Origin of the sequence: Peterkaempfera podocarpi (assembly GCF_042466665.1) — a bacterium.
GTDB classification, from domain to species: Bacteria; Actinomycetota; Actinomycetes; order Streptomycetales; family Streptomycetaceae; genus Peterkaempfera; species Peterkaempfera podocarpi.
This window is the reverse complement of record NZ_CP162102.1, coordinates 7,390,858-7,415,489: the sequence shown is the minus strand read 5'-3', so window position 1 is coordinate 7,415,489 and position 24,632 is coordinate 7,390,858. Positions and strand designations below refer to the sequence as shown.

The window sequence follows — 24,632 nt, the reverse complement described above, 5'->3', positions numbered from 1 at the left end:
ATGACAAACGATTGATCTCGATCGGATCGATCGATGTCTACGATGGCAACCGTGGACACCCGCCTTCTTCGCACCTTCGCCGTGCTGGCCCGCACCGGCAGCTTCACCGCCGCGGCCGCTGAGCTGCATCTCGCCCAGTCCACGGTGACCGTGCAGATCCGCGCGCTGGAGAAGGAGCTGGGCGCTCCGCTCTTCGACCGCCTGCCGAGAGGTGCGCTGGTCACCGGGGCCGGGCGACGGCTGCTGGCCGAGGCGGAGCGGGTCCTGGAGGCGGAGGCGCGCCTGCGCTCGGTCGCGGCCGCCGAGGGCCCGGTGGCCGGAAGGGTGGCTGTGGGGGCGGGCGAGACCATGTGCGCCGCACGGCTGCCCGGTGTGGTGGCCGCTCTGCGCCGCCGCCACCCGGAGGTGGATGTCGATCTCCGCCCGGTGGGCACCGCAGCCGCGGTGGAGGGGCTGCGCGCGGGCGAGCTGGACCTCGCGCTGCTTCTGGAGGAGGAGGTGGACGTCCCCGATGTGGTCGTCAAGCGCCTCGGACGGGAGGCGCTGGTCCTCGTCTGCGCACCGGACCACCCCCTGGCCGCCCGTCGGGACTCCACCGCGACCTGGGCGGAGCTCGCCCAGGAGTCCTTCTTCCTGCATGAGCAGGGCTGTTCCTACAGCGACCGGCTCGCCCGGCAACTGTCGGCGGCGGGCGAAGCCCCCACCCGGCTCACCCGGTTCGGCAGCATCGAGGCCGCCCGGTCCTGTGTGGCTGCGGGACTGGGCCTGACCGTGCTGCCCCGGGTCACCGTCCGGGCCGCGCTGGACGAGGGCCGGCTGGCGGTCGTCGCAGGGCCGCCGCTCCCCGACGTCCCGGTGCAGCTGGCGCGCCACCGCAGACGCTGGGTCTCCCCGGCCGTCCAGGCGGTCGTGGACGAGCTGAAGCAGCACTTCCCCGCCGAGCCGCCCCGCTCCCGCGCGAGCTGATGGCGGGCGGACCGCGGACTATGCGTCCTCGGCGAGGGCCGCCGCGACGGCCGCCTCGGCATGCAGGCGGGTGGTGCGGAAGATCGGCACCGGACTGTCCTCGGGCCGGATCAGCAGCTCGATCTCGGTGCAGCCGAGCACGATCCCCTCGGCTCCGGCGGCCACGAGGTCGCGGATCACGGCCCGGTAGGCGTCGCGGGACTCCTCCCGCACGATGCCGAGACACAGCTCCTCGTAGATCACCCGGTGGACGGTGCTCCGACCCTCCGCCGCCGGCACCAGCACCTTCAGCCCGTGACCCTCCAGCCGGCCGCGGTAGAAGTCCTGCTCCATGGTGAAGGCGGTGCCGAGCAGTCCCACCCTGCCCAGGCCCTCCGCCCGCACCGCCTCCGCCGTGGTGTCGGCGAGGTGCAGCAGTGGGATGCCGACGGCCGCGGCCACCTGGTCGGCGACCTTGTGCATGGTGTTGGTGCAGATCAGCAGCAGGTCCGCCCCGGCGGACTCGACCGCCCTGGCGGCTTCGGCCAGCAGTGCGCCGGCCTCCTCCCACGCCCCGGCGACCTGGAGCCGCTCGATCTCCGCGAAGTCCACGGAGTACAGCACGCACTTCGCCGAGTGGAGGCCGCCCAGCCGCTCGCCTGTGAAACGGTTGAGCAGCCGGTAGTACTCGGCTGTCGACTCCCAGCTCATTCCGCCGATCAGGCCGATGGTTCGCATCGCGCCACTGTCACACGCGGGGGCGCAGCGGGACAAGATCGCCGGGGCGGAGCCCTCGCGCCCCCTGAACCTCGATGTCGATTTTTCGCCAGACCGAAGCTGCGATGACGGGTGATGCTTGTGGGGTGACTCTGGACTTTGACTCCTGCGTACGCGCCGTGCAGTCGAAGGACACCCGTTTCGACGGGTGGTTCTTCACCGCGGTGCTCACCACCCGTATCTACTGCCGGCCGGGCTGTCCCGTGGTGCCGCCCAAGCCGGAGAACATGACCTTCTACCCCAGCGCGGCCGCCGCCCAGCAGGCGGGCTTCCGGGCCTGCAAGCGGTGCAGGCCGGACGCGGCGCCCGGGTCGCCGCAGTGGAACGAGCGGGCCGACCTGGTCGCCAGGGCGATGCGGCTGATCGCCGACGGCGTGGTGGACCGCGAGGGTGTACCGGGCCTCGCCGCCCGGCTGGGGTACAGCGCCCGCCAGGTGGAACGGCAGCTCTTCTCCGAACTGGGCGCGGGCCCGCTGGCACTGGCCAGGGCGCAGCGGGCGCAGACCGCCCGACTGCTGATCGAGACCACCGCCATGTCGATGGGGGAGATCGCCTTCGCGGCCGGTTTCAGCAGCATCCGTACCTTCAACGACACCGTCCGCGAGGTGTTCGCCCTGTCGCCGAGCGAGCTGCGCGCCCGGGTCGCCAAGGGCCGCCCGACCGCCACCGTCGGCACCCTCTCGCTGCGGCTGCCGTTCCGGCAGCCGCTCAACCCGGACAACCTCTTCGGGCACCTGGCGGCCACGGCGGTACCCGGCGTCGAGGAGTGGCGTGCGGGTGCCTACCGGCGGACCCTGCGGCTGCCGCACGGCACCGGCATCGTGGCGCTGCGTCCGGAGCCCGACCACATCGCCTGTCAGCTCTGGCTCACCGACTGGCGGGATCTGTCGCAGGCGATCAGCCGCTGCCGTCGCATGCTCGACCTGGATGCCGACCCGGTCGCGGTGGACGCCCTGCTGTCCGAGGACCCGGTGCTGGCGCCGCTGGTCGCGAAGGGTCCGGGGCGCAGGGTCCCGCATGTCGCCGACGGTGCCGAGTTCGCCGTGCGGGCGGTGCTCGGCCAGCAGATCTCCACCGCCGCCGCGCGTACCCACGCGGGCCGGCTGGTGACGGCGTACGGGGAGACGGTGGACGACCCCGCCGGCGGCCTCAGCCATCTCTTCCCCTCCCCCGAGGCGCTGGCCGACCACGACCCCACTGCCCTGGCGATGCCGCAGACCCGCCGCAACACCCTGGCCGCGCTGGTACGGGCCCTTGCGGACGGTGTGCTGGACCTCGATGTCGGCAGCGACTGGCAGCGGGCACGGGTCCAGCTGGCGGAGCTCCCCGGCTTCGGGCCGTGGACCATCGAGACGATCGCGATGCGGGCCCTCGGCGACCCGGACGCCTTCCTGCCCACCGATCTGGGCGTGCGGTACGCAGCCCGGGACCTGGGCCTGCCCACCACGCCCGCGGCGCTGACCAGGCATGCCGCCGCCTGGCAGCCGTGGCGGGCCTATGCCACGCAGTATCTGTGGGCGGTGGGCGACCACCCGATCAATGTGCTGCCCACGGCAGACTCGCCGCCCCGGAACGGCGGGGCCGCCGAGGCCACCCGGCGTACCCGCCCCTCGGACGCCGGCGGCACTCCCGAGACCCCTGGCCCCCATCAGGAAACGGACGGCTCGTCACAATGACAGGCGCCCTTGCCCACACGGTCGTTGAGAGTCCCTGCGGACCACTCACCCTGGTCGCCCGGGACGGTGCACTCGCCGGGCTCTATATGACCGACCAGCGGCACCGCCCCGCCCAGGAGACCTTCGGCCCGCGCACCGGGCTCTCCCTCTTCGCCCGCGTCGCCGAGCAGCTCGACGCCTATTTCGCGGGCGACCTCACCCATTTCGACCTGGACCTCTCACTGGACGGCACCGCATTCCAGCGGAGCGTGTGGGCGGGCCTGCTGACGATCCCCTACGGCACGACCGTCTCCTACGGCGAACTCGCCGCCCGCCTGGGACAGCCGGGCGCCTCGCGCGCGGTCGGGCTCGCCAACGGCAGGAATCCGGTCGGCATCATCGTGCCCTGCCATCGCGTCGTCGGCGCCAACGGCAGCCTGACGGGCTACGGCGGCGGGCTGGATCGCAAGCGGTGGCTGCTGGACTTCGAACGCGGCGCCCACCAGACCGTGCTGATGGACGCCTTCGCCTGACGGCGTGTGCACCGGGCCGCAAGGGCGGCGGACGGGCGGCGGGGCCGGTCCGCCCGCCCCCGCCGAGCCCGGGCCCTGCGGCCCGAAGCCGCCCCCGCCCCGCCGAACCATGAGCGGCCCCGGCCACGGACCGTCCGGACGCCCCCGATCCGGCCCCCGACGGCTCCGGCGGATGGGCCGCGACCTCACGGGCCGTCCGCCGGAGCCGAGCCGTCGGCACGGCGGCGGTACGGTCAGCCGGGGAGTGACCGCGTGCCCAGGGGAGCCGGGGGCGCGGATGCGCACGACCATTCCGCTGCCCCGGCACCCCGCGTCCCGGACCGCTGACCACGCCGGGGGACGCCGGGGGCGCCATGGCGCGGCCTCGGCCTCGGCCTCGGCCCGAACCGAGCGGAGCCGGAGCCGGGGCAAGAGCCGGGCACCTCCGCTGACCGCCCCGGCCGACGGGTGCACTTGAGGCATGCCGGAACGGGGGGTGCCTGGCCGAGGTCTCCCGGCCGAGCTCCCTGCGCTGCCGGCATGTCCCGCCATGGCACGGGCCGCTCGCGGGAGGTGGGCAGCGTTCCGACAGCTGGGCACATTCAATTGCGTGTGCATATAATGCTCCTGCAATCAACTCAGGTGCCGACCACAGGGGACCGCCATGTCTCGCTCCTTCCTGTTCCTGCTCGGGAGCACTCGCACGGACGGCAACACCCACCTTCTCGCCCGCAAGGCCGCCGAGCAGCTGCCGGGGGACGTCCAGCAACGGTGGCTGAGGTTGGCCGACCATCCGCTGCCCGACTTCGCGGACGCGCGACACGAGGGGGACGGTCGCTACGACCCGCCGACCGGGCACAGCGCCACACTGCTCGACGCGACTCTCGCAGCCACCGATCTGGTGATCGCCTCCCCGCTCTACTGGTACAGCGTCTCCGCCGACACCAAGCGGTACTTCGACCACTGGTCCGGCTGGATGCGGGTGCCGGGCGTCGACTTCCGCACGGCGATGGCAGGCCGCACCCTCTGGGGCGTGACGGCCCTGGCGGGCTCGGACCCGGCGGACGCCGACGCCCTGAGCGGGATGCTGGAGAAGACCGCCGCCTATATGAAGATGCGGTGGGGCGGAGTACTGCTCGGCAGCGGCAACAGGCCGGGAGGCGTCCTCGACGACACAGCGGCACTGGCCCGCGCCAAGTCGTTCTTCGGCTGATGGTGCGTCAGCTTCCGTGAGGCCCGCCATCGCGTGGGGCGGTACCGGCATCCCGGAGCGGCGCTGCAACGGATTCGGCCGCGATCCACGCCCGGCGACGCCGCACAAGCGCCACCCGGCCGGTGACAGCGAGGGGCGCCCGTACCAGAGCGGCGAGCGCCTGGTCCGCGCCGTCTCCTACATCAGGGAGACGCTGCCGGCCGAGGAGGCCGAGTCCGTGCTGGGCCGGGCGGACAGCCTGCTCCGCCCCGCGTCGGACAGATGAAGGGGCCCGCGTCGGACAGGTGACGTGGCCCGCTCCGGACAGTCAGCTCCGCTCTCCCGGCCGCGCCCTGTGGGCCAGCACCAGTCGGCACCACGGGCTGCCGTCCGCGCGCCGCCCGAAAGCCTCCAGCGCTGCCGTCGTCACGGTGAAACCGGCTGCCACCAGGTCCGTACGCACCGCCGCCAGCGGGGCGGTGCGGTAGTACATCACAAACGGCGGCCGCCACACGGCGTTCCGCACCCGCATCACCGCGTCGAACCCGGCCAGGATCCAGTGCCCCGGCGAGGTGACCGGCGGAGGCGCGGCGATCGGGAGGGCGAAGAGCCCGCCGGGCCGCAGCGCGCGGTGCACCCCGGCGAAGAGCGCGGGCCGCTCCGCGGGCAGGAAGTGCCCGAGGGCACCGAAGCTGACGGCCAGGTCGAACGCCCCGGCGAAGGGCAGCGCCCGTACGTCGGCCCGCACCCACCGTGCGTCCGGGTGGGCGCTCCGCGCCTGCGCGAGCATGCCCGCGCTGAAGTCGACGCCGGTGACGCCGTCTCGGCACAGGGGTTCCAGGGCCCGCATGCCCGCGCCCGTGCCGCAGCAGACGTCCAGTCCCTCACCGAACGGCCCGAGCGGACGCAGCGCATCCGCGGTCGCTTCGAGAACGCGGTCGGGGGTGCGGAAGGGCGTGTGGTCGAACGTCGGCGCGAGCAGGTCGTAGCCGCGCTCTACGGAGGACAGCGCCTGGACGGCCAGGTCGCGCAGGGTGGGACCTTCGGAGGAGAACACGGGCTCAGCGTAGGACCGGCACCGGTGCCGGGTCCGCTCACCGCCGGTACCGGGGCACCCGGTGTCGCGGCGGACGCTGCACCGACGTCCCTTGTCGGCGGTGCCGCCCTCCACCGGGTGCGCCCTGCCCAGGGCCGACCAGGCCCGCCGCCCTCCGGCGGGCCCCGGTCAGGCAGCCATCTCCGGTGCCACCGCGGCGAGCGGAGCCCCGGTGTGTGTCTCACGCAGCGCCAGCGCGACGGGTACGCCCAGTGCGCACAGCGCCGCGCATCCGCCCCAGACCGCGACATACGCCGCTTCGGTGGGGACACCGGGGCGCAGCACCACCGCATCCAGCAGCGCTGCTGCGACGGCACCCGCGGCTGCGCCGGCCAGGGTCTTCAGGGTGTTGTAGATCCCGGTGCCGACGCCGGTCTGGTCGGCGGGCAGCCGCCGCATCAGCAGGCCCGGCAGCAGGCTGAGTCCCAGCCCGGCCCCGAAGCCCGCCAGCCCGGTGGGGGCGATGAACTGCCAGGTGCTGCCGTGCGCCGCACAGATCGCCAGATAGCCGAGGGCGCTCAGCGCAAAACCGCCGACAAGCACCCTGCGGGCGCCGAACCGCCTGCCCAGCCGGTCCGCGCAGAGCGCGCCCACCATGGCACCGAGCACACCCGGGAGCGAGAGCAGGCCGAGCAGCTGGTCGTCCGCGGCGAGTCCATAGCCGGTCTCCGAGGGGCGGGCGGCCTGGAACGACAGGGTGGGCGACTGCGAGCCGTAGAGGGCGCAGCCGAGCAGGAAGCTGAGCCCGAAGACCGGAGCGGTGGCGCGCTGCGACAGGGTCCGTACGTCGACCGTGGGTTCGGGGGTCCGCAGCTCCTGGCGGACGAACAGGGCCAGCAGGGCGGCGGCTGCCAGCAGCAGGCCCGCCGTGAGCACACCGCCGGTCGACTTGCCGGCGCTGCTGAAGGCGCCGAAGAGCAGTCCCAGGCCGGCGCTGAGCAGGACTGCGCCGAGCCAGTCGATCCGGCCGCGCGCGCGGGTCGCCGACTCCGGGACCCATCGCAGGACGACCAGCAGCGAGAGTGCGGGCAGCACGGTCATCACCCAGAGCCCGGGGCGGATCACGGCACCGGCGATGCTGCCGAGCGTGAGCGCGCCGACCAGCAGGCCCACCGCCCGTCCGCCGCGGTCCTCGCCCAGGCGGTCGCGGAGGATGGCGAACTCCAACGGCAGCCAGCAGGGCTGGAAACCGGCCAGCACCCGCCCGGCCAGCAACACGGAGAACCCGGTGGCCAGCGCGGTCGCGGCATACCCGAGCAGGGTCAGCGCGAGAGTGGCCAGCAGCAGCCGCCGGTGGCCGTAGAGGTCTCCCAGCCGGGAGAGCAGCGGTACGGCGATCCCCGCGACCAGGAACTCCAGCCCCAGTGCGAGAGCCTGGTCGCCTGCCCCGAAGTGCAGTTTCTGGGCGAGGTGGGGCAGCAGGATCGGATATCCGCCCTGCAGGATGCCGCTGGCGAACTCGACCAGGACGAGCAGGCCGACGACACGGGTGATGCGAGGCATGGTCACATCCGGGGGCTGTGGGGACTGGCAGGTGCTGCGTGTCGCACAGGATGGCTAACCTGGGCGTTCATGAACCGCCACCGCATGAATCCGCAAGCGGCGGCCCCCGTGCGCAAGGATCGGCCATGATCGACGAACTGGACCTCGCCCTGGTGGACGGGCTCCGCGTCGACCCGCGCATCCCCTGGTCCCGACTGGCCGGGCCGCTGGGCGTGGACCCGGCGACGCTGTCCCGCCGCTGGGGCAGGCTGGCCGGCGCCGGGGAGGCCTGGGTCACCTGCTACCCATCGGCGGAGCACATCGGGATGGGCCTGACCGCCCTGGTCTCCGTGGAGTGCCGGGCGGACACGGTCCTGGCGGTCGCCGAAACGCTGGCGGCGGATCCCCAGGCGGTGTCGGTGGAGGTGGTGACGGGCGGGGCGGATCTACGGGTCACCGTGGCCGCGCTGGAGCCCTCCCAGGTGACGGACTACGTACTGGACCGGATGGCCCGCATCCCGGGCGTGCTGCGGACCCGGACCGCGTTTGTGGAGCGGACGCTCCGGGAGGGCAGCAGCTGGCGCGACGGGGCGCTGGACGCGGCGCAGCGGCAGGCGCTGGGCGACGCCGGAGCTGCCGCGCCGCCGGAGGGGCCGGGCCGGGGGGTGTTCACCGACCACGCACTGATGCAGGCACTGGGTGCCGACGGCCGGATGCCGTTCGCCGAACTGGCCGAGCGGACGGGGCTGCCGGCCACGACGGCCCGCCGCCGTGTCGGCGAACTGCGGAAGGCCGGAAAGCTGGTGCTGCGCTGCGACGCGTCACCCCGGCTGACCGGCCACCCCGTGGCCACGCTGCTCCGGCTGGACGTGCCCGCGGCGGACCTGCTGAGTGCCGCACGCTGGCTCGGCGGGCTGGCCCAGACGCGGATGTGCGGTGTGGTGGCGGGGGCCGAGGCCAATGTGGTGGCCTTTGTCATGTCGCATCTGATCGGGGACGTACGGAAGGTGGAGGCGGAGCTCGGCCGCCGCTTCCCCCGGGCCCGGGTGGTCGAGCGCGAGATGACGCTGCGGACGGTCAAACTGGTCGGCCGGCTGCTCGACAAGGAGGGCCGGGCGGCCGGCTATGTGCCGATCGACCCCTGGGCGGGCGGGCCCGCGCCGCAGCCCCGCGGCGGAGCGGTCCCACCCGCCGGCTGAGTCAGCCCCTGGCCAGCCGCCCCAGGGCGAGCTGGGCCAGCAGGGCGGCCGCATCACCGAGCACGGAGTCGTCGAACTCCGCCTCGGGGGCGTGGTTGTAGGCGGCCGCGGACGGGTCGCGGTCGGCGGGGCAGGCACCGAACATCACATACGCCGACGGCACCAGCGCACCCAGCAGGCCGAAGTCCTCCGACCCGGCGATGGGGTTGGGCAGCGGGAAGTACCGCTCGTCGCCGAGGAGCTGACGTACCGTCTGCTCGGCGAAGGCGGCCTCCTCCGGATCGTTGACGGTCACCGGGTAGCCGATCTGGACCTCGGCCTCGACGGTCAGCCCATGCGCCTCACCGATGCCCCGCACCACGCGGAGCGCCTCCTCGTGCACCCGGGTGCGCGCTTCGGGCGAGAAGGAGCGGATGGTCGCCGCGAACCGGGCCTGCTCCGGGATCACATTGTTGACGCTGCCCGCATGGAACTCGCCGACGGTGAGCACCACCGGGTCGAAGGCGTCGAAGCGGCGGGTGACCATGGTCTGCAGCGCAATGACGGCCTCGCACGCGGCAGGGACCGGGTCCAGGGCCAGATGCGGACTGGAACCGTGCCCGCCCCTGCCCCGCAGGGTGACCTCCAGGGTGTCCGCCGCGGCCATGATGGGGCCCGGCCGCGCGGCCACCCACCCCGCGGGCAGCTGCGCGGCGGCGACATGCAGTGCGTACGCGGCCACGACCGGCCGGTCCGCGGCGTCCAGCACACCCTCGTCGATCATGAGCTGCGCGCCGCCCGCGCCCTCCTCGCCGGGCTGGAACATGAAAACCACCGAGCCGGGCAGTTCCGCACGCCGTTCGGACAGCAGCCTGGCGGCGCCCACCAGCGCGGAGACATGCAGGTCGTGGCCGCAGGCATGCATCACCCCCGGGAAGCGGGAGGCATAGGACAGATCGGCCGTCTCCTGCACCGGGAGCGCGTCCATGTCTGCCCGCAGCAGGACCGTCGGGCCGGGGCGGCCGCCCCGCAGCACCGCGGTGACACTGCTCAGCTTGTCGCCGAGGGACAGCTCGAGCGGCAGCCCCTCCAGCGCGGCCACTACCCGGGCCTGCGTCAGCGGCAGGTCCAGGCCGATCTCGGGCTCCTGGTGCAGGGCGCGGCGCAGGTCGCGCAGCTCGGGCTGGAGCAGCGCGGCGGAGTCCTTGAGAGTGGGGGACATCGGTGTCTCCGTTTCCGTGGAACAGCGGGCCGGGGCGGTTCGGCCATGGCCCATGCTGACCTCGGTCCGGCCGATGATCCCGCAGGTTGCACGGAAACGCCGCGCCGCTGTCGGCCGTGCACGGATGCGCCGGTCCGACTCCCGGCCGGATGCCCGCCGCTCCCCGGCAATCGGCTGTTCATCTGCCGGCCGGACCGCACAGCGCCTTCGTCGCCGGCCGGACCGGACGGCGCCTTCGTCGCCGGTCCCGCCGGGGGACGGCAGCAGCGTCGGGCTTCCCGGGAGGTCGGGCGGAGACAAGCGGCTGCGGACGACCGGATGGCGCGGGGGTCAGGAACGCCGGCGGGGCTTGCCGCGCTTGCCTGCGTTGGACTTGGCTCCGCCGGAACCACCGGAACCACCGGTCCGCGGGCGCCCGCCGCTCTTGCTCCCGGCGGCGGCCTGCCGCCGCGCACCGCCCGTGGTGGTGCGCTTCTGCTTCGGCTCGGGGGCGGGGGCGGGGGCGGCCTGCGCGGCGCGCCCCCGTGAGCTGTTGACCGTCCGCCCGCGGACGATCCCGATGAACTCCTCCACCAGGTCGGTCGTCCTGTCCTCCGGCCAGGACAACCCGACCTGCGACTGCGGGGCGTCCGAGAGCGGCCGGTAGGTGAGGTCCCGGCGGTGGTGCAGACGGGCGAGCGACTGCGGGACGACGAGGACGCCGATACCCGCCGCCACCAGCTCGACGGCGTCCGCCGTGCTGGCGGGGCGCTCGAGCGCGGGCTTCCCGGGCAGGCTCTCCCACCCGAGGGTGTCGTCCAGGGGATGCAGCACGATGTCGTCCGCCAGGTCCTCGACGGTCACCTCGTCGGCCGCGGCCAACAGGTGGTCCTTGGGGACCACGACCACCGTGACCTCGGTGTAGAGAGGGATCGCGCTGAGAGTCGTCCGGTCGACGGGGAAGCGTACGAGACCGGCGTCGGCGCCGCTGCCGCGCAGCACCTCCGACGCCTCACCGGCGGGGATCGGAACCAGAGTGAGGGGGACCTGGGGCAGCCTCTCGTTCCAGACCCGCATCCACTTGGCGGGCGTCACTCCCGGCACATATGCAAGCCGGAACGAAGGGGTTGCGTCCATGTCTGTCACATGACCAGGCTACCGGCCGTGATCGGGGCGCCTGTTCGCTCGCTACCCTTGGCACCATGACATCGCACAAACCCAAGGCCACCCAGACGATGAAGCCCGCCACAGCGGCGAAGAAACTGGGTATCTACCTCGAGGCCGCCCCTGCCGAGTTCCAGGAGGACGTCGTCTCCCGTGACGAGCTGAACGCGCTCCAGGCCGATCCCCCCGAGTGGCTGGTCGAGCTGCGGCGCACCGGCCCGCACCCCCGGCCGGTCGTCGCGGCGAAGCTCGGTGTCTCCATCTCGGGGCTGGCACGCGGCGGTATCACCGAGGCTCTCACCACCGAGCAGATCGACGCGCTGAAGGCGGCCGATCCCGAATGGCTGCGCAAGGAGCGTGCCGTTCAGGCCGAGGTCCGCAAGGAGGCGCTGCGCATCAAGGAGAAGAACACCAAGGAGTAGTCGCCGGGCTGCTCCCACCGGACCGCCGGAGACATTTCCCCTCGTCGATTCCGCTTTCGGGGCGCGCAGTCGATCGTGCCCGATCCAGGACACGGGGAAACCCGCCGGGAAAACGGCACGGGGGAACAGTGCGGGGAAATGGGGATGCAGGGTGCCGTGCCGGACCGCAGGGTCCGCACGTCACGCATTTCCTGCCTCACGCCGGGCGGCACGAATTCCCTCTCCCCCTCCCCGGACCCATAGCGCGAGCCGAGGGCATCCAGGGCGCGGTGCGCGAGCCGAGGGCATCCAGGGCGCGGTGGCCGCTCCCCGCTCGCCGAGGGCCGTGCCGCTCGCGCCGGACGGCGTATCGGGCCATCAGCCCCGCTCCGCAGTTCCACCGGAGCGCTCCGCGGGCGACGCGGGCCGATCGCAGCGGATCCGGTCCGCCGCCGCATCGGATGCGATCGGCCACCGAACGTCGAAATGGCCGTAAAAGGGGAATTCCCGGCGCCGGGTGACGTTCTGCCCGAGCCTTGGTGGGCATGCCATCGATCAAGGCCCTGACCTGGCCTGATGACATATCGGGGCACGCACTGTTTACATGCCGTTGATTCCCCGGTATTTTTGATATGGGAGCGCTCCCATGAATGGCATCGTTCACCCCAGCCCCCCGGGACCGGCTGCGGTGGACCATGCTCGGCCTCGGGGGCGTTGCCCGAAAGGACAACACCTTGAACAGAAGCAGGAAGCTGTCCTTACTCGCCACTCTGGCCACCATCCTCTCCACCTTCGGCCTGTTCCTCGTCGGCCAGGGCACGGCTCAGGCGCACGGTGTTGCGCAGATGCCCGGTTCCCGCACCTGGCTGTGCTACGAGGACGGCAAGACCTCCACCGGCGCCCTGACGCCGACCAACCCGGCCTGTGCCGCGGCCGTCGCCCAGAGCGGGACGACACCCCTGTACAACTGGTTCGCGGTGCTCGACTCCAACGCGGGCGGCAAGAACCAGGGCTATGTGCCCGACGGAACGATCTGCAGCGCGGGCAACAAGTCGCCGTACGACTTCTCCGCCTACAACGCGGCCCGTGACGACTGGCCGCGCACGCACCTGACGTCCGGCTCCTCGATCCAGTTCCAGTACAGCGACTGGGCCAAGCACCCGGGCACCTTCCGGGTGTACGTGACCAAGCAGGGCTGGTCCGCGACCACCCCGCTGGCCTGGGCCGACCTGGAGCAGATCGGCACCGTCACCGACCCGCCCGCGGACGGCGGGCCCGGCACCGACGCCGGCCACTACTACTGGACCCAGGCGCTGCCCTCGGGCCGCTCCGGCAACGCCTTGATCTTCATCCAGTGGGTCCGCTCGGACAGCAACGAGAACTTCTTCTCCTGCTCCGACATCGCCTTCGACGGCGGCCACGGTGAGGTCACGGGCATCAACGGCGGCTCCACCACCACCGGTGGCACGACCACTGCGGGCACGACCACCACCGGCGGCACCACCGCGGGCACCACCGCCGGTACAACCACCACCGGCGGCACCACCGCAGGCACCACCGCCGGTACAACCACCACCGGCGGCACCACCGCAGGCACCACCGCCGGTACAACCACCACCGGCGGCACCACCGCAGGCACCACCGCCGGAACGACCACCACCGGCGGCACCACCGCCGGTACAACCGCCGGAACGACCACCATCGGCGGCACCACCGCCGGAACGACCACCACAGGTGGCACCACCGGCGGCACCACCGGCGCCTGCATGGCCGAGTATGCGGTGACCAACTCCTGGAGCGGAGGCTTCCAGGGCCAGGTCACGGTCATGAACCATGGAACCGCACCGCTCAGCAAATGGTCGGTGAGCTGGACAACCGGGACCGGGACACAGATCACCAGCCTGTGGAACGGCACCCTGTCCGCGCCGAGCGGCGCCGTGACCGTCACCAATGCCGCCTACAACGGCACGATCGCGGCCAACGGCTCCACCACCTTCGGCTTCACCGCCAACTCCACCGGGAACAACCTCCCGATCGGCTCCATCAGCTGCAGCGCCTCCTGAGGCACTGACCCCGGTGTCCGCCCCGCACGGCCGCTGCGCCGTGCGGGGCGGACATCCATCGGAAGGCCGCGGTCCGCTGCGGCAGGGCCCGCGACTGCCGCCGGATCCCCTTGGCCGACAGATCTTCTGACGCTCCCTCACCGTCAAGCCGTGCCGCACCACGGCCCCGGGCCCGCGCCCGGGCGGCCCGAACCGACGCCGGAGCCGACTGCGCCTCTGCGGCCGGAGGACTGCACGGCCGCAGAGGCGCAGGGTCCCGGGGCGCGAGGGGTGCCCCGGGTGGCGTGGCAGGGCTCAGGCGGCCCAGATGCGCTCCGCGTAGTCCAGGAAGTTCTTCCCGAGGATCTTCTCGATCCGCTCCGAGCGGTAGCCGCGCAGTTCCAGCAGCCGGACCAGCTCATGGAACTGATCGACGCCCCGCAGGTCGACAACGAACGGGAAGGTGTCGCTCCGCTCCCCCGCCGCCCCCACACCGGCCGCCGCGCGCAGGGCGACATGCTCCGCGAGCCGGGCCCGGTAGGCGTCCAGGTCGTCGATCGAGGTGACCGGCCCGTCGGTGCCGATGCCCACGGCGTCCTCGCCGCAGACGTTCACCGCATGGTCGATGTGCTCGACCACGTCCTCTGCGCTCGCATGGCCGGAGGCGTGCAGGAAGGGCATGAAGTAGATGCCGACAAAGCCGCCCCGTGACGCCACCAGACGCAGTTCCTCGTCCGTCTTGTTGCGGGGCAGGTCGGTGAGGGCGCGGCAGCCGGTGTGGTTGATGGAGACCGGCTGCCGGGAGATCTCGGCGGCCTCCAGGCAGGTGCGCTCACCGCTGTGCGACAGGTCGACCATGATCCGGCTGTCGTTGAGGCCCTCGACCACCTGGCGGCCGAAGGGGGTCAGGCCGCGGTTCTCCGGCGCCATCGAGCCGTCGCCGATGTGGTTGGCCTGGTTGTAGGTGAGCTGGATGACCCGCACGCCAAGCCGGTCGAAGGTGTCGATCCGGCCGAGGTCCTCGCCGATGGCCACGGCGTTCTGGAAGCCGTAGATGACCCCGACCCTGCGCTCCTGCCGGGCGCGGTGGATGTCGGCGACGGTGCGCACCTTGAGGAGGTCGGCCGGGTTGTCCCGGATGATGCCGTCCCAGACCTCGATCTCATGGAGGGTGTGCTCGTACGGCGGCATGTCGCCCATGGTGTAGCCGAGCGTGATGTTGACCGCGGTGAGGCCCGAGGCGTGGGCGTCCGCAAGGGTGCGGGCGTCGATCGTCAGGTCGTCGCTGCTCTGGATCAGCTTTCCGGCCGCGGCCGACGAGTGCGCCGCATTGGGGTTGTCGAGCTCTCCCAGCGCATTGACGACCAGGTAGTCGTGTGCGGTGCCCATCAGTCGGTACATCCCTTCGGCTCGGCCTCGACCGGTGCGCCGGTGGGGCGGTAGTCGGTCCGGTCGTAGCGGTGGCCGCGCTTGACCACGAACTCAATGCTGCGCAGATGGGCGAGGTCCTGCAGGGGGTCCTCGGACAGCACCGCGAAGTTGGCGAGCTTTCCGCTCTCCACGGTGCCCATGGCGGCCTCGGCCCCGAGGCTCATGGCTCCGACCAGGGTGGCGGAGCGGATGACCTCCGCGGGGGACAGACCGCACCGGTCGGCAAGAAAGGCCATCTCGTCGTAGAGCGCCGGATACGGGTCGTGCGGCTCGGTCTCGTAGTCGGTCCCCGCGGAGATCGGCACACCGGCCCGGTGCGCGTGGGCGGTGAGCCGGGCCGCCAGTACGGAGTTGGCGCGGGCCCTGGCCCGCTCGTCGTCGTCCTCCGTCTCGGTCTCGAGCCACGCCCACAGTCCTGCGGTGGCGTCGAGGACCGTGCGCTGCTCCAGCATCTGCTCGAAGAGCGCCTGGAGCTTCGGGTCGTCGCCGTCCGCGAACCGGTCGTACTCGATGGCGGGCTTGTCCTTGTAGCCGTTCAGCGGCTCGGCGCCCGCCTCATAGGCGAGCAGGGTGATGTGCGAGACCGCGTCGACACCCGCCGCGACCACCTCGGACGGCCGGGTCGGGAACACGGTGCCGTGCGCCCAGACGGCGATGCCCTGCCGGTGGGCCTCGGCCGTGATCGCGGCGACCAGGGCCGGCGGCAGGTCCGCATAGATCTTGATCGCCCGGGCGTGGGTGCCCCTGGCCATGGCGACGGCCAGCGGCAGGTCGGTCTCCTCGGTGATCGCCTGCATCCAGGGGACGGCGCCCGGTGTCTCGCCCTGCGACACCTGCCAGGTGCGCGGGTCGTCGAAGAAGCTCGGCCCGGCCATCAGCGCGGCGTAGTGGATGTCCGGACCGGGGATCTCGCCGACGCGGGTGGCCCGGGCGAGGTCGCCGACCTGCCGAAGGTCGTCCGCCATGTCACGGATCGCGGTGACACCGCCGTACACATGGCGCCGCAGGGTCTCCTCGGCGAGGGCGCGGTTCGGGGGAGTGGCGATGTGCTGGTGGGAGTCGATCAGCCCGGGGATGACGAAGCGGCCCTGGAGATCGACGGTCTCCGCGCCGTCCAGGAGGTCGTCGGGGATCTCGCCGTCGGGGGCGACCAGCAGGATCTCACCGCCGTCGACGACGATCGTCGTCGACGGCCGGGCCGGTCCGCCGGTCCCGTCGATCAAGGTCGCACCGCGGTACACCGCAGTCGTCCCCTTCTCCGGCGCGGCATGGGGAGTCGGAGCTCCGGCGGCCTCGTGGCCCATCGATTCCACCTCTTCCTTGTGACGGCGAGCGACCTGTTCCCGTGTCCGGCGGTCGCGGTAATGTTACGGTGTATGTAACAGGCGTTGCGCTATTTGAAACTCGCGCTACTGTACCTGAACGCTGCCCACCCACGAGAGGGGCGATGAAGCATGCCCCGGTCCTCCAGCTCGGCCGTGGACAAAGCACTGGACCTGATCGAGGCAGTCGCCCGGTCGGACCGTCCCGTGCGCCTCAGCGAGCTCGCCGAGGAGGTCGGACTGCACCGCGCGACCGCCTACCGGGTGCTGCTCGACCTGGTGCGGCGCGGCTGGGTGCTCCGCGCGGGCGACCACTATCTGCCCGGTACCGTCGCACTCCAGCTCTCCCACGCCTCCGCCACCCGCTCGCTCGCGGCGGTCGCCCGTCCCGTGCTGGAGGACCTGTCGGCCCGCACCGGCATGATGGTCAACCTTCAGGTTCTGGAGTCCGACCGGTCCCGGGTGATCGACGTCGTCCGCCCCTCCAGGCTGGAGATGATCTCCGACCTGCGCGACAGCATGCTGCCGGTGCACAGGTTCGCCGGGCCGCTGGCGCTGGTGGCCGCGCTCGCCCCGGAGGCACGCGGCCCCTATCTGCGCCAGGCCCAGGAGGCCGGCCATACGCTGACCGGCGACGACCCCCTGCCGGCGGACATCGCGCAGGCGGAGCGCACCGGGTACGCCCTGGAGCGCGGCCGCAACGAGAAGCTGATCGCGTCGATCAGCCGCGCCGTGACATCCGCCAAGGGGACGCCCATCTGCGCGCTCACCGTGGTGGGCCCCGACGCGGAGTTCGAGGAGCCCCAGCTCACCGAGGTGGCCAGGGCGCTGCACGAGGCCACCGCCGAACTGCAGCGCACCCTCACGGTCCTGTCCTCGGACACCCCTCCGCCGCCGACGGCCGCGGAGCGGCAGAGCGACGGCCGGACCGCCGCAGGCCCGGCCGGTCCGGCAGCGGACCCCCTTCCGCAGAGAGGCCCCGAGTGAGCAGCGTCCTGATACTCGACCGGTCGCAGACCCGGGCGGCGCTCGATCCGGCCCGGGTGCTGGACGCCGTCACATCGGCGCTGGTCGCGATCGCCCGCGGCGAGGTGTCGGCCCCGCCCCGGATCGCGGCGCGGGCACCGGCCGGGCTCCTCGGTGCGATGCCGGCCCATGTCCCCGGGCTGGGGCTGGCCGCCAAACTGGTGTCGGTGTTCGCCGCTCCGGGCCGCACGGGCAGAAGCGAGCACCGCGGTGTCGTGGCCCTCTTCGACGAGCACGACGGGCGGCTGCTGGCGCTGATGGACGCGGAGTCGATCACGGCGGTGCGCACCGCCGCGACCGCGACCGCGAGTATGCAGGCGCTCGCCGCCCCGCACCCCGCACGTATCGCCGTCATCGGGACGGGGGCGCAGGCCCGCGCCCAGGTCGCACTGCTCGCCGCCGTGACCGGTGACACTCCCGTGGTGGTCGGCGGGCGCGATCCGGAACGTGCCCGGCAGACCGCGGCGGGGCACCCGACCGCTTCGGCGGACACGGTCGAAGCAGCGGTGAGCGGCGCCGACGTCGTCTTCTGCTGCACCGGCGCCGCCGAGCCCGTGATCCGGCGGAACTGGCTGGCCGAAGGGGCGCACATCAGCTCCGTCGGCGGTTCGGAGGGGCCGGAACTCGACCCGGAGACCGTCCGCGACGGCTCGCTCTTCGCGGAGTGGGCCGGGGCGGCCGCGTCCGCACCGCCCGCGGGCGCCCATGAGCTCCAGGGCGTGGCGCCCGATCGCGTCACCCTGCTCGGATCGGTGCTCGGCGGCGACCATCCCGGCCGCCGGCAGCCCGGGGAGCTGACCGTCTTCAAGTCGACGGGCCACGCGGCGCTGGATGTCGCGGCTGCGTCGGTCGTCCATGGATTCGCCCGTGCCCACGGCCTGGGGACGGCTGTCGACCTCTGACATCGGCACGCGTCCGTCCGGCCTCGGACGCCTGCGCCGCCGCCCGGCCCCGGCCCCGGCACGGCCGCCGGCCTCGGACCTCGGCACCGCCTCGCCGTACGCCGGCCGCCCGGTACGACCGCTGCGGCGCGGACGGCAGCCGGGTCGTGGCACCCGCGCGTCGGACGGGCTGCGGCGGGCTTTGCGTTCGCTTTGACTTGTTTACCGGCCGGACCATGCACACTTGATGGCAGGGGGAGGTCAGGCCCGGCCGCGGACTCCCGGTGTGCGTACGGGCGACCCGTTGCCGTGTGCGGGCCCGTGTCCGCCGTGTCGTCGCTTCCAGAGGATCCGCCCTGTCTGTGATTCCGTACATCCCGAGCCCGATCGGATGCCGGCCCTTCCCGTCGGCGCCTCCCTCACGCCGCGGACGGCCGCGGCGCCCCCCGGTCGCCGCCTGCCGGCCCCGGGCTTGAGCAGTCGGATCCCGCGAGTCGGCCCGGCCCCCGCCGGGCGGCGCCACCGCGCCCACTGAGCTCGCCCTTCCCCGCTGCCTTCCTGCCTTCCTGCCTTCCTGCCTTCCTGCCGAATCCCGCCGGCACCACCGCGGGACCGCACCACCACGTCGAGAGGCTCCTTCTTGCGTACCACCACGAAGATCGCCGCTACCGCCGTCGTCTGCGGGGCCACCACCCTCGGACTCTCCGCCTGCGGGGCCGCAACCAGCGGCACCAAGGCGGCCGCCCCCCGTGCCGCAGCCGTGGTGAGCCCCAGGCACACCCCCCAGGCCGACGTAGTGCACCCCGATCCGCGTCCGCGTACGCACTCGGCATCCGCCGCCCCCTCGGCCGCGGCCCCTTCCTCGGCCGCAGCCCCGTCCTCCGCTCCGTCCTCCGCTCCGTCCTCGGCCGCGGCCCCGTCGCGGGCGGCGCGGACCGAGCACCCCGCTCCGCCGGTCCGGACGTCCACGCCTGCCGCGCACCCGGTCCACACCAGGCTCGCCCCGCCCCCGTCGGCAGCCACCCGTGGCGGCGGCCACAGCCTCCCGGTCCAGGCCACCGCAGTCTCGGCCGCCCTGCAGCACAGCACCGGGGAGGCGGGCCGGTCGGTCGCCCTCACCTTCGACGACGGACCGGACCCGCGCTGGACGCCCCGGATCCTGGATCTGCTGGCCCAGCACCACGCCAAGGCCACCTTCTGTGAGATAGGCCCCAACGCGGCGGCCCACCCGCAGCTCGTCCACGACATCCTCGCGGCCGGGGACGCGCTCTGTGACCACTCCGTCCACCACGACGAGCAGCAGAGCCACAAGTCCGCCGCCTACAACCGGCACGAGATCGTCGACGCCCAGCACCAGATCGCGGCAGCCGCAGGCTCCGCATCCCGCCTCTGGTACTACCGCGCGCCCGGCGGTGACTTCTCCCCGACGATCCGGGAGATCGCCGCAGGGCACGGTATGCGTCCGCTCGCCTGGACCGTGGACTCCGAGGACTGGAAGCGCCCGGGCGTCAACACCATCCTCAAGAACATCAACACCGAGCTGAAGCCCGGCGGCATCATTCTGATGCACGACGGCGGCGGCCCTCGCGAGCAGACGGTCCGGGCACTCTCCGTGCTCCTCGACCGACTCGACGCCGCCGGCTACACCTACACCTTCCCCGGCCGCTGACCCCGGACCCGGGGGCGGCCCCCGGGGAGGACGGCCCGACCTGCCGGTCGGCCGACGAACCTGCTGACACGGCCGCCGTACCACCGGTGCGCCGTGTCGGCCGAACGGGCGGAAGAGGGCGCGGCGACCGCCGCCGGGCCCCCGCCACGGGAAGAGCGATGGCATGAGCCATCCACCCGACTCCCCCACCGGACACACCGGTGCCCTCGGCCTCCTCGCCGGCGCTGCCCGGCAGGTCCGGTCCCGCGGGTCCCGCCGACCGGCGCAACCGTCACGGTGGTGCCCGGTGCCGCCCCGACAGGGGCTTCCCGACACTGCCGGCCGCACCACGCACGAGTGACGCCTTCCATGCATTCCAGGCATCGAACGGTAGGTGGTCACACATGAGAGCCTTTGTCCTCCGGCGGGTCGGTGACGTCGGTGTCATCGAGAAGCCGGTCCCCGAGCCCGGCCCCAACGACGTGGTCGTACGCACCACCGCGGCCATGGTGTGCACCACCGATGTGCACACCGTGCGAGGCGCGATCCCGGTCGCTCCGAATGTGACCCTGGGGCATGAGGCGGTGGGTGTCGTCCATGCGCTCGGTTCCGCCGTCGAGGGACTGGCGAAGGGCATGCGTGTCGCGGTGGCCGGGATCACCCCCTGCTTCCAGTGCGACTCCTGCCAGCGCGGGTTCTCCTCGCAGTGCGGGGGGCGGATGCTGGGCGGCGCCAGATTCACCGTCCAGCGGGACGGGAATCTGGCCGAGTACTTCCTCGTGAACAACGCCGAGGCCAACCTCGCGCCCATCCCCGACGGGCTCTCCGACCACCAGGCGCTGTACGCCACCGACATGCTCTCCACCGGGTTCGTCGCCGCCGAGCACACGGAGCTCCAACTGGGCGAGACCGTCGCGGTCTTCGCCCAGGGCGCGGTGGGGCTGTCGGCGACGATCGGCTGCCGGCTGCGCGGCGCGGGCCTGATCATCGCCGTGGAGTCGGTTCCCGCCCGCCAGGAACTCGCCCGCCGTTTCGGCGCCGACCTGATCGTCGACCACACGCGGTGCGACCCCGTCGAGCGGATCATGGAGCTGACGGACGGCCAGGGCGTCGATGCGGCCATTGAGGCGCTGGGCACCCCCGGGACCTGGGAGGCGACCTTCCGCGTCACCAAACCGGGAGGGCGTATCTCCAATGTCGGGTACCACGGGGAGGTGCCCGAGCCGCTGCGCATCCCGCTGGAGCCGTTCGGATACGGCATGTCCGACAAGCAGGTCTACGGCGGGTTCAACCGCGGGGGCCGCGGATGGCTTCGGCGGATCTTCCGGTTGCTGGAGAACGGCAAAGTCGATCCCACACCCATGACCACGCATGAGTTCGGCTTCGACGAGATCGAACGGGCGTTCCGGATGATGGCCTCCAAAGACGACGGGATCATCAAGCCGCTGATCCATTTCGACATGGACGGCGTGTAGCCGATTCACCTTGACGGGCAGGTGTGCCGGCCGACCGCGTTCCGCAGCCGGCCGGCACGGGGAACAATCAAGGCATGACCGAGCGCAAGCCTCCTGGTGTCAGCTTCGAGACCTGGGTGGACAGGCAGATTCGCGAAGCGGCGGAGCGCGGCGAGTTCGACAACCTGCCGGGCGCCGGACGACCCCTCGCCGAGTTGGCCGAGCCCTACGACGAGCTGTGGTGGGTCAGACAGAAGATGCGCCGCGAGAACCTGTCCTACCTGCCGGAGACGCTCGTACTGCGCAAGCAGGCCGAGGATGCGCTGGCGGCGGCGCTACGGGCCGGATCGGAGAGCGAGGTCCGGCGGATCGTGGCGGACATCAACGAGAAGATCCGCGATGCGTGCGGGCGGCCGCTCTCCGGCCCGCCGCTCAACCTGGTTCCCCTCGATGCCGACCAGGTTGTGCGTGACTGGCGCGACCGCCGCTCCAGCCGGTAGAGGCCGCTTCCGCGCCGCCACCCCCGGCCACCGCGGTGGCAGCCCCGGTGCGGTCGTGGCGCGGGTCCGTGCCCGTCCGGGTCACAGACCGGGCTCCCTGAGCCGCTCTGCCGGCCCCGGAGACGGAGCATTGACGGCCAATTGACGGCCCCCTTTCACGGCCGGTCACCGACCGGGCGCGATAATTCCGTAATACCGGTGCGCGACACCCGCACAAGAAGTCGCCGCACGTTCCCCCGCACCGGCACGGGGGGACCTCCGGAAGCCACCGGAAAACGGCCGCCCCGGAAAGCGGAGGGAAAGGCCCCGGAATACCGGGGCCTTTCCGTGCCGCTCGACCGGACCTCTGTCAACGACCGCAGTGCCGGGTGCTCGCGTGCCAGGTCCTGGTCCAGTAGCCCGCGTGCGACCGGTGGCGCTTGTCCGTGTAGCCCCGGTGCCAGGTCTTGGTCCAGTACCCCGCACGCACCGTGCACCTGGGCTTGGAGTGCCCGGAGGAGGGGTGCGACGCGGCCACCGTGGGGGCCGGGGAGGCCGAGGCCGCCGTGGCCGAGGTGAGGGCGGCGCCGCCGGCGAGAGCGGTGGTCGCGACGCCGAGGGCGAGTGCGCGGACGAAACGATTAGCCATGGGAGTTTCTGCCTTTCCGGAGAACGGGCTGGACAACCACATGCTTACCAACGCACCTGTCGCCCCCAATCACACTTCACCCTTTCACCTCGATTCCCGATGAAAGCCGCGAGATTTTATTCAGCCTTTATTCCGGGCCGGGTACAGCTCCGCGCCCGCTGGGAAAGAGCGTCGCCGGAACGGGGCATGCCGTCACCCGAGAATGATGAGGAACCTCCGGCACCGCACGCAAAACCGTCAGGGCCAGGCGGCCCAGCCCGCCGCCGGGGCGGGCGCCCCGGAACGACCCGGCGGAGCACCGGGACGGAACGGCCGGCCCCCGCCCGAAGGCCCGCCTCAGCCGCCCTCCTGCCGGTGCTCGCCGCGCCCGTCCGGCCCGCGCAAGGCGTAGCGGTCCGCCAGGGTGCGGGCGGTGGCGGCGACTGCGGCGCGCAACTCCGGTGGTCCCAGGACCTCGACATCGGCCCCCAGCGCGAGCAGTGTCCGCTGGGCGTGGTCCGGCGACTCCATGGGCAGCACGGCCCGGATCCATCCGTCCGGTTCGAGGACCGCGGTGGCCTCCAGCGCCCGGGCTGCGGCACCTACCAGCCGGGCCGCGGCGCCCGGCGCCAGGCGCACCACCGCCTCGCTCCGGTACAGACGGGTATGGAAGTCCGCCTCGTGGCGCCGCCAGTAGGCGACCAGGTCGAAGTCCTCGGGGACGGTGAACTCCCCGTCGCACTCCTCGAGTTCCAGGATCTGGTCGACCCGGTAGGTTCGCGGCCCCGGCCCCGCGACGACGTACCAGCGGCCGGCCTTCAGCACCAGACCGTAGGGTTCCAGGCGCCGGTCCACATCGGTCGGCTCCCGCCACCGGCGGTAGCGGACCTGCAGGGCCCGGCTGCGCCACACCGCATCCGCCACCCGGGGCAGCTGCGGGACCTCGTCGTCCTGGGCGTACCAGCCCGGCGCCTCCAGATGGAACCGGGAGCGCATGCGGTCGGCGTAGTCGCGCAGTTCCGGCGGAAGCGCCGCACGCAGTTTGAGCTGGGCCGCGGCGAGGGCCGGGCCGAGTCCGAGCTCGGCGGCCGGCCCCGGGATTCCGGTGAGGAAGAGCGCCTCGGCCTCGTCCGCATGGAGTCCGGTGAGCCGGGTGCGATAGCCGGCGAGCAGTCGGTAACCGCCGCGATGACCGGCGTCCGCGTACAGCGGCACCCCCGCCGCCTGCAGCGACTCCACGTCCCGGTAGACGGTCCGCACCGAGACCTCCAGCTCCGCGGCCAGCCGGGCCGCGGTCATCCTGCCGTTGACCTGGAGCAGGAGCAGGATCGCCAGAAGGCGGCTGGACTTCACTGACACAGGATGACAGTGGAGTCCCCCTAGGTTCCAGGCATGGCTTTCACCGAGAAACGACTGCTGGTCCTGCCGCCCGTGACGGTGGCCGGCCGGCGGATCAAGCGGTACCACGTCACCGCCGACCCACGGGGCATCGATCCCGGGGTCGCCGAGGCCGCGTATGCGATCCTCCCCGAATTGCTGCCCGAGCCCGACGGGACTCCGCCTGTCACCTTCACCGTGCTGCACCGGGGAGGCGACGACGGCGCCTACCTCAACGCCTACAGCTGGGTCTGGGACAACGCCCTGCACTTCGCCGGGGCGGCGGCCGGCCAGCCCTTCCTGGGCTGCCCGGACGACGACCCCTCGCACTTCGTCAGAGTGACTGTGCCGCTGATCGGCTGTGTCTGGGAGGTGGTGCCGATCCTGCACGAGAGGGACGCCTGGGTACGCCATGTGCTCGCCCCAGACCGGCCGGACCCTGACGCCTATCTCGCCGACTCCGTGGCCGAGGGAACCACCGGAGGCCGTCTGTGAACGGCGGGTGACGACCCGTGACCGTGCGGCGGCCGGTGGCGCGGCGCAGAAGGCGGGAGCGCTGCGGCGGCGCAGCGCCCATGGCGGCGTACTGCGATGCCGCTGTGGGCGTTTGCCCGCCTCCTGCGGCGAGCGATAGCCTGGAAAGCGACATTTGGTACACCCTCGCGCGCCGCCCCATGGGCCGGGCCTGCCGCACCGGCCCCGCGGTCATGCTGGTGCACAACGAGCCCGAGGACCCCCCAT

23 protein-coding genes are annotated in these 24,632 nt (G+C 72.6%); 14 read left to right on the top strand and 9 right to left on the bottom strand.

Annotated elements, in window-relative coordinates; genetic code table 11:
* Positions 1–51: 51 nt before the first annotated feature.
* Complete coding sequence (locus AB0761_RS32595) at positions 52–966, top strand: LysR family transcriptional regulator (RefSeq protein WP_377272831.1); 915 nt, start codon at positions 52–54, stop codon at positions 964–966.
* An 18-nt stretch (positions 967–984) separates the two neighbouring features.
* Here the strand turns inward: AB0761_RS32595 and AB0761_RS32590 are convergent, their stop codons facing one another.
* Positions 985–1,683, bottom strand: a complete 699-nt coding sequence (locus AB0761_RS32590; RefSeq protein ID WP_377272830.1) for an aspartate/glutamate racemase family protein — start codon at positions 1,681–1,683, stop codon at positions 985–987.
* Positions 1,684–1,808: 125 nt separating this feature from the next.
* Between AB0761_RS32590 and AB0761_RS32585 the strand changes: the two genes are divergently transcribed.
* The 4 genes from AB0761_RS32585 to AB0761_RS32570 all read left to right on the top strand — a co-directional run bounded on the left by AB0761_RS32585 (position 1,809) and on the right by AB0761_RS32570 (position 5,367).
* Positions 1,809–3,398 carry an AlkA N-terminal domain-containing protein gene (locus tag AB0761_RS32585; RefSeq protein ID WP_377272829.1) on the top strand — a complete coding sequence of 530 codons (1,590 nt, stop codon included), beginning with the start codon at positions 1,809–1,811 and terminating at the stop codon, positions 3,396–3,398.
* Entirely contained in the window at positions 3,395–3,910 is a 516-nt protein-coding gene (locus AB0761_RS32580) for a methylated-DNA--[protein]-cysteine S-methyltransferase (protein WP_377272828.1), read from the top strand. The genes AB0761_RS32585 and AB0761_RS32580 overlap by 4 nt, the downstream gene beginning before the upstream one ends.
* Positions 3,911–4,553: 643 nt before the next feature.
* Positions 4,554–5,102 carry a flavodoxin family protein gene (locus AB0761_RS32575; protein WP_377272827.1) on the top strand — a complete coding sequence of 183 codons (549 nt, stop codon included), beginning with the start codon at positions 4,554–4,556 and terminating at the stop codon, positions 5,100–5,102.
* Between the two features lie 16 nt (positions 5,103–5,118).
* Positions 5,119–5,367, top strand: coding sequence for a hypothetical protein (locus AB0761_RS32570; RefSeq protein ID WP_377272826.1), 249 nt, complete (start codon positions 5,119–5,121; stop codon positions 5,365–5,367).
* 42 nt (positions 5,368–5,409) lie between these two features.
* Here AB0761_RS32570 and AB0761_RS32565 read toward each other — a convergent pair whose 3' ends face one another.
* Together AB0761_RS32565 and AB0761_RS32560 are read right to left on the bottom strand one after the other, a co-directional pair.
* Positions 5,410–6,138, bottom strand: a complete 729-nt coding sequence (locus tag AB0761_RS32565) for a class I SAM-dependent DNA methyltransferase (protein ID WP_377272825.1) — start codon at positions 6,136–6,138, stop codon at positions 5,410–5,412.
* 168 nt (positions 6,139–6,306) lie between these two features.
* Complete coding sequence (locus AB0761_RS32560) at positions 6,307–7,680, bottom strand: MFS transporter (protein WP_377272824.1); 1,374 nt, start codon at positions 7,678–7,680, stop codon at positions 6,307–6,309.
* A gap of 125 nt (positions 7,681–7,805) precedes the next feature.
* Here AB0761_RS32560 and AB0761_RS32555 point away from each other — a divergent pair, with 125 nt between their 5' ends.
* Positions 7,806–8,858 (top strand): Lrp/AsnC family transcriptional regulator, encoded by a 1,053-nt coding sequence (locus AB0761_RS32555; RefSeq protein ID WP_377272823.1) that lies wholly within the window; start codon positions 7,806–7,808, stop codon positions 8,856–8,858.
* 1 nt (position 8,859) lies between these two features.
* Here the strand turns inward: AB0761_RS32555 and AB0761_RS32550 are convergent, their stop codons facing one another.
* Positions 8,860–10,059, bottom strand: coding sequence for a M20 family metallopeptidase (locus tag AB0761_RS32550; RefSeq protein WP_377272822.1), 1,200 nt, complete (start codon positions 10,057–10,059; stop codon positions 8,860–8,862).
* A 330-nt stretch (positions 10,060–10,389) separates the two neighbouring features.
* Complete coding sequence (locus tag AB0761_RS32545; RefSeq protein ID WP_377272821.1) at positions 10,390–11,184, bottom strand: LysR family substrate-binding domain-containing protein; 795 nt, start codon at positions 11,182–11,184, stop codon at positions 10,390–10,392.
* A gap of 56 nt (positions 11,185–11,240) precedes the next feature.
* Here AB0761_RS32545 and AB0761_RS32540 point away from each other — a divergent pair, with 56 nt between their 5' ends.
* Both AB0761_RS32540 and AB0761_RS32535 read left to right on the top strand, forming a co-directional pair.
* Positions 11,241–11,624, top strand: coding sequence for a DUF5997 family protein (locus tag AB0761_RS32540; RefSeq protein WP_377272820.1), 384 nt, complete (start codon positions 11,241–11,243; stop codon positions 11,622–11,624).
* Between the two features lie 713 nt (positions 11,625–12,337).
* On the top strand, positions 12,338–13,666 hold the full coding sequence (locus AB0761_RS32535; protein ID WP_377272819.1) for a lytic polysaccharide monooxygenase: 1,329 nt from the start codon (positions 12,338–12,340) through the stop codon (positions 13,664–13,666).
* Between the two features lie 294 nt (positions 13,667–13,960).
* Here AB0761_RS32535 and AB0761_RS32530 read toward each other — a convergent pair whose 3' ends face one another.
* A complete protein-coding gene (locus tag AB0761_RS32530; protein WP_377272818.1) occupies positions 13,961–15,034 on the bottom strand; it encodes a dipeptidase in 1,074 nt (357 codons plus the stop codon).
* Positions 15,034–16,380, bottom strand: coding sequence for an amidohydrolase family protein (locus tag AB0761_RS32525; protein ID WP_377272817.1), 1,347 nt, complete (start codon positions 16,378–16,380; stop codon positions 15,034–15,036). The genes AB0761_RS32530 and AB0761_RS32525 overlap by 1 nt, the downstream gene beginning before the upstream one ends.
* A gap of 174 nt (positions 16,381–16,554) precedes the next feature.
* Here AB0761_RS32525 and AB0761_RS32520 point away from each other — a divergent pair, with 174 nt between their 5' ends.
* The 5 genes from AB0761_RS32520 (at position 16,555) to AB0761_RS32500 (ending at position 21,907) form a co-directional block, all read left to right on the top strand.
* On the top strand, positions 16,555–17,385 hold the full coding sequence (locus AB0761_RS32520; RefSeq protein WP_377272816.1) for an IclR family transcriptional regulator: 831 nt from the start codon (positions 16,555–16,557) through the stop codon (positions 17,383–17,385).
* A complete protein-coding gene (locus tag AB0761_RS32515; RefSeq protein WP_377272815.1) occupies positions 17,382–18,326 on the top strand; it encodes an ornithine cyclodeaminase family protein in 945 nt (314 codons plus the stop codon). The genes AB0761_RS32520 and AB0761_RS32515 overlap by 4 nt, the downstream gene beginning before the upstream one ends.
* 619 nt (positions 18,327–18,945) lie before the next feature.
* Positions 18,946–19,974, top strand: a complete 1,029-nt coding sequence (locus AB0761_RS32510; RefSeq protein ID WP_377272814.1) for a polysaccharide deacetylase family protein — start codon at positions 18,946–18,948, stop codon at positions 19,972–19,974.
* A gap of 383 nt (positions 19,975–20,357) precedes the next feature.
* The gene (locus AB0761_RS32505) at positions 20,358–21,428 is read left to right on the top strand and encodes an NAD(P)-dependent alcohol dehydrogenase (protein WP_377272813.1); all 1,071 of its coding nucleotides are present in this window, start codon (positions 20,358–20,360) and stop codon (positions 21,426–21,428) included.
* A 74-nt stretch (positions 21,429–21,502) separates the two neighbouring features.
* Positions 21,503–21,907, top strand: a complete 405-nt coding sequence (locus tag AB0761_RS32500) for a DUF1992 domain-containing protein (protein WP_377272812.1) — start codon at positions 21,503–21,505, stop codon at positions 21,905–21,907.
* A 349-nt stretch (positions 21,908–22,256) separates the two neighbouring features.
* On the opposite strand, the gene AB0761_RS32495 is transcribed toward AB0761_RS32500, so the two are convergent.
* Entirely contained in the window at positions 22,257–22,535 is a 279-nt protein-coding gene (locus AB0761_RS32495; RefSeq protein ID WP_377272811.1) for a hypothetical protein, read from the bottom strand.
* Positions 22,536–22,871: 336 nt separating this feature from the next.
* Complete coding sequence (locus AB0761_RS32490) at positions 22,872–23,867, bottom strand: helix-turn-helix transcriptional regulator (protein ID WP_377272810.1); 996 nt, start codon at positions 23,865–23,867, stop codon at positions 22,872–22,874.
* A gap of 39 nt (positions 23,868–23,906) precedes the next feature.
* On the opposite strand from AB0761_RS32490, the gene AB0761_RS32485 reads away from it, so the two are divergent.
* The gene (locus AB0761_RS32485) at positions 23,907–24,386 is read left to right on the top strand and encodes a hypothetical protein (protein ID WP_377272809.1); all 480 of its coding nucleotides are present in this window, start codon (positions 23,907–23,909) and stop codon (positions 24,384–24,386) included.
* The last annotated feature ends 246 nt before the right edge of the window (positions 24,387–24,632 follow it).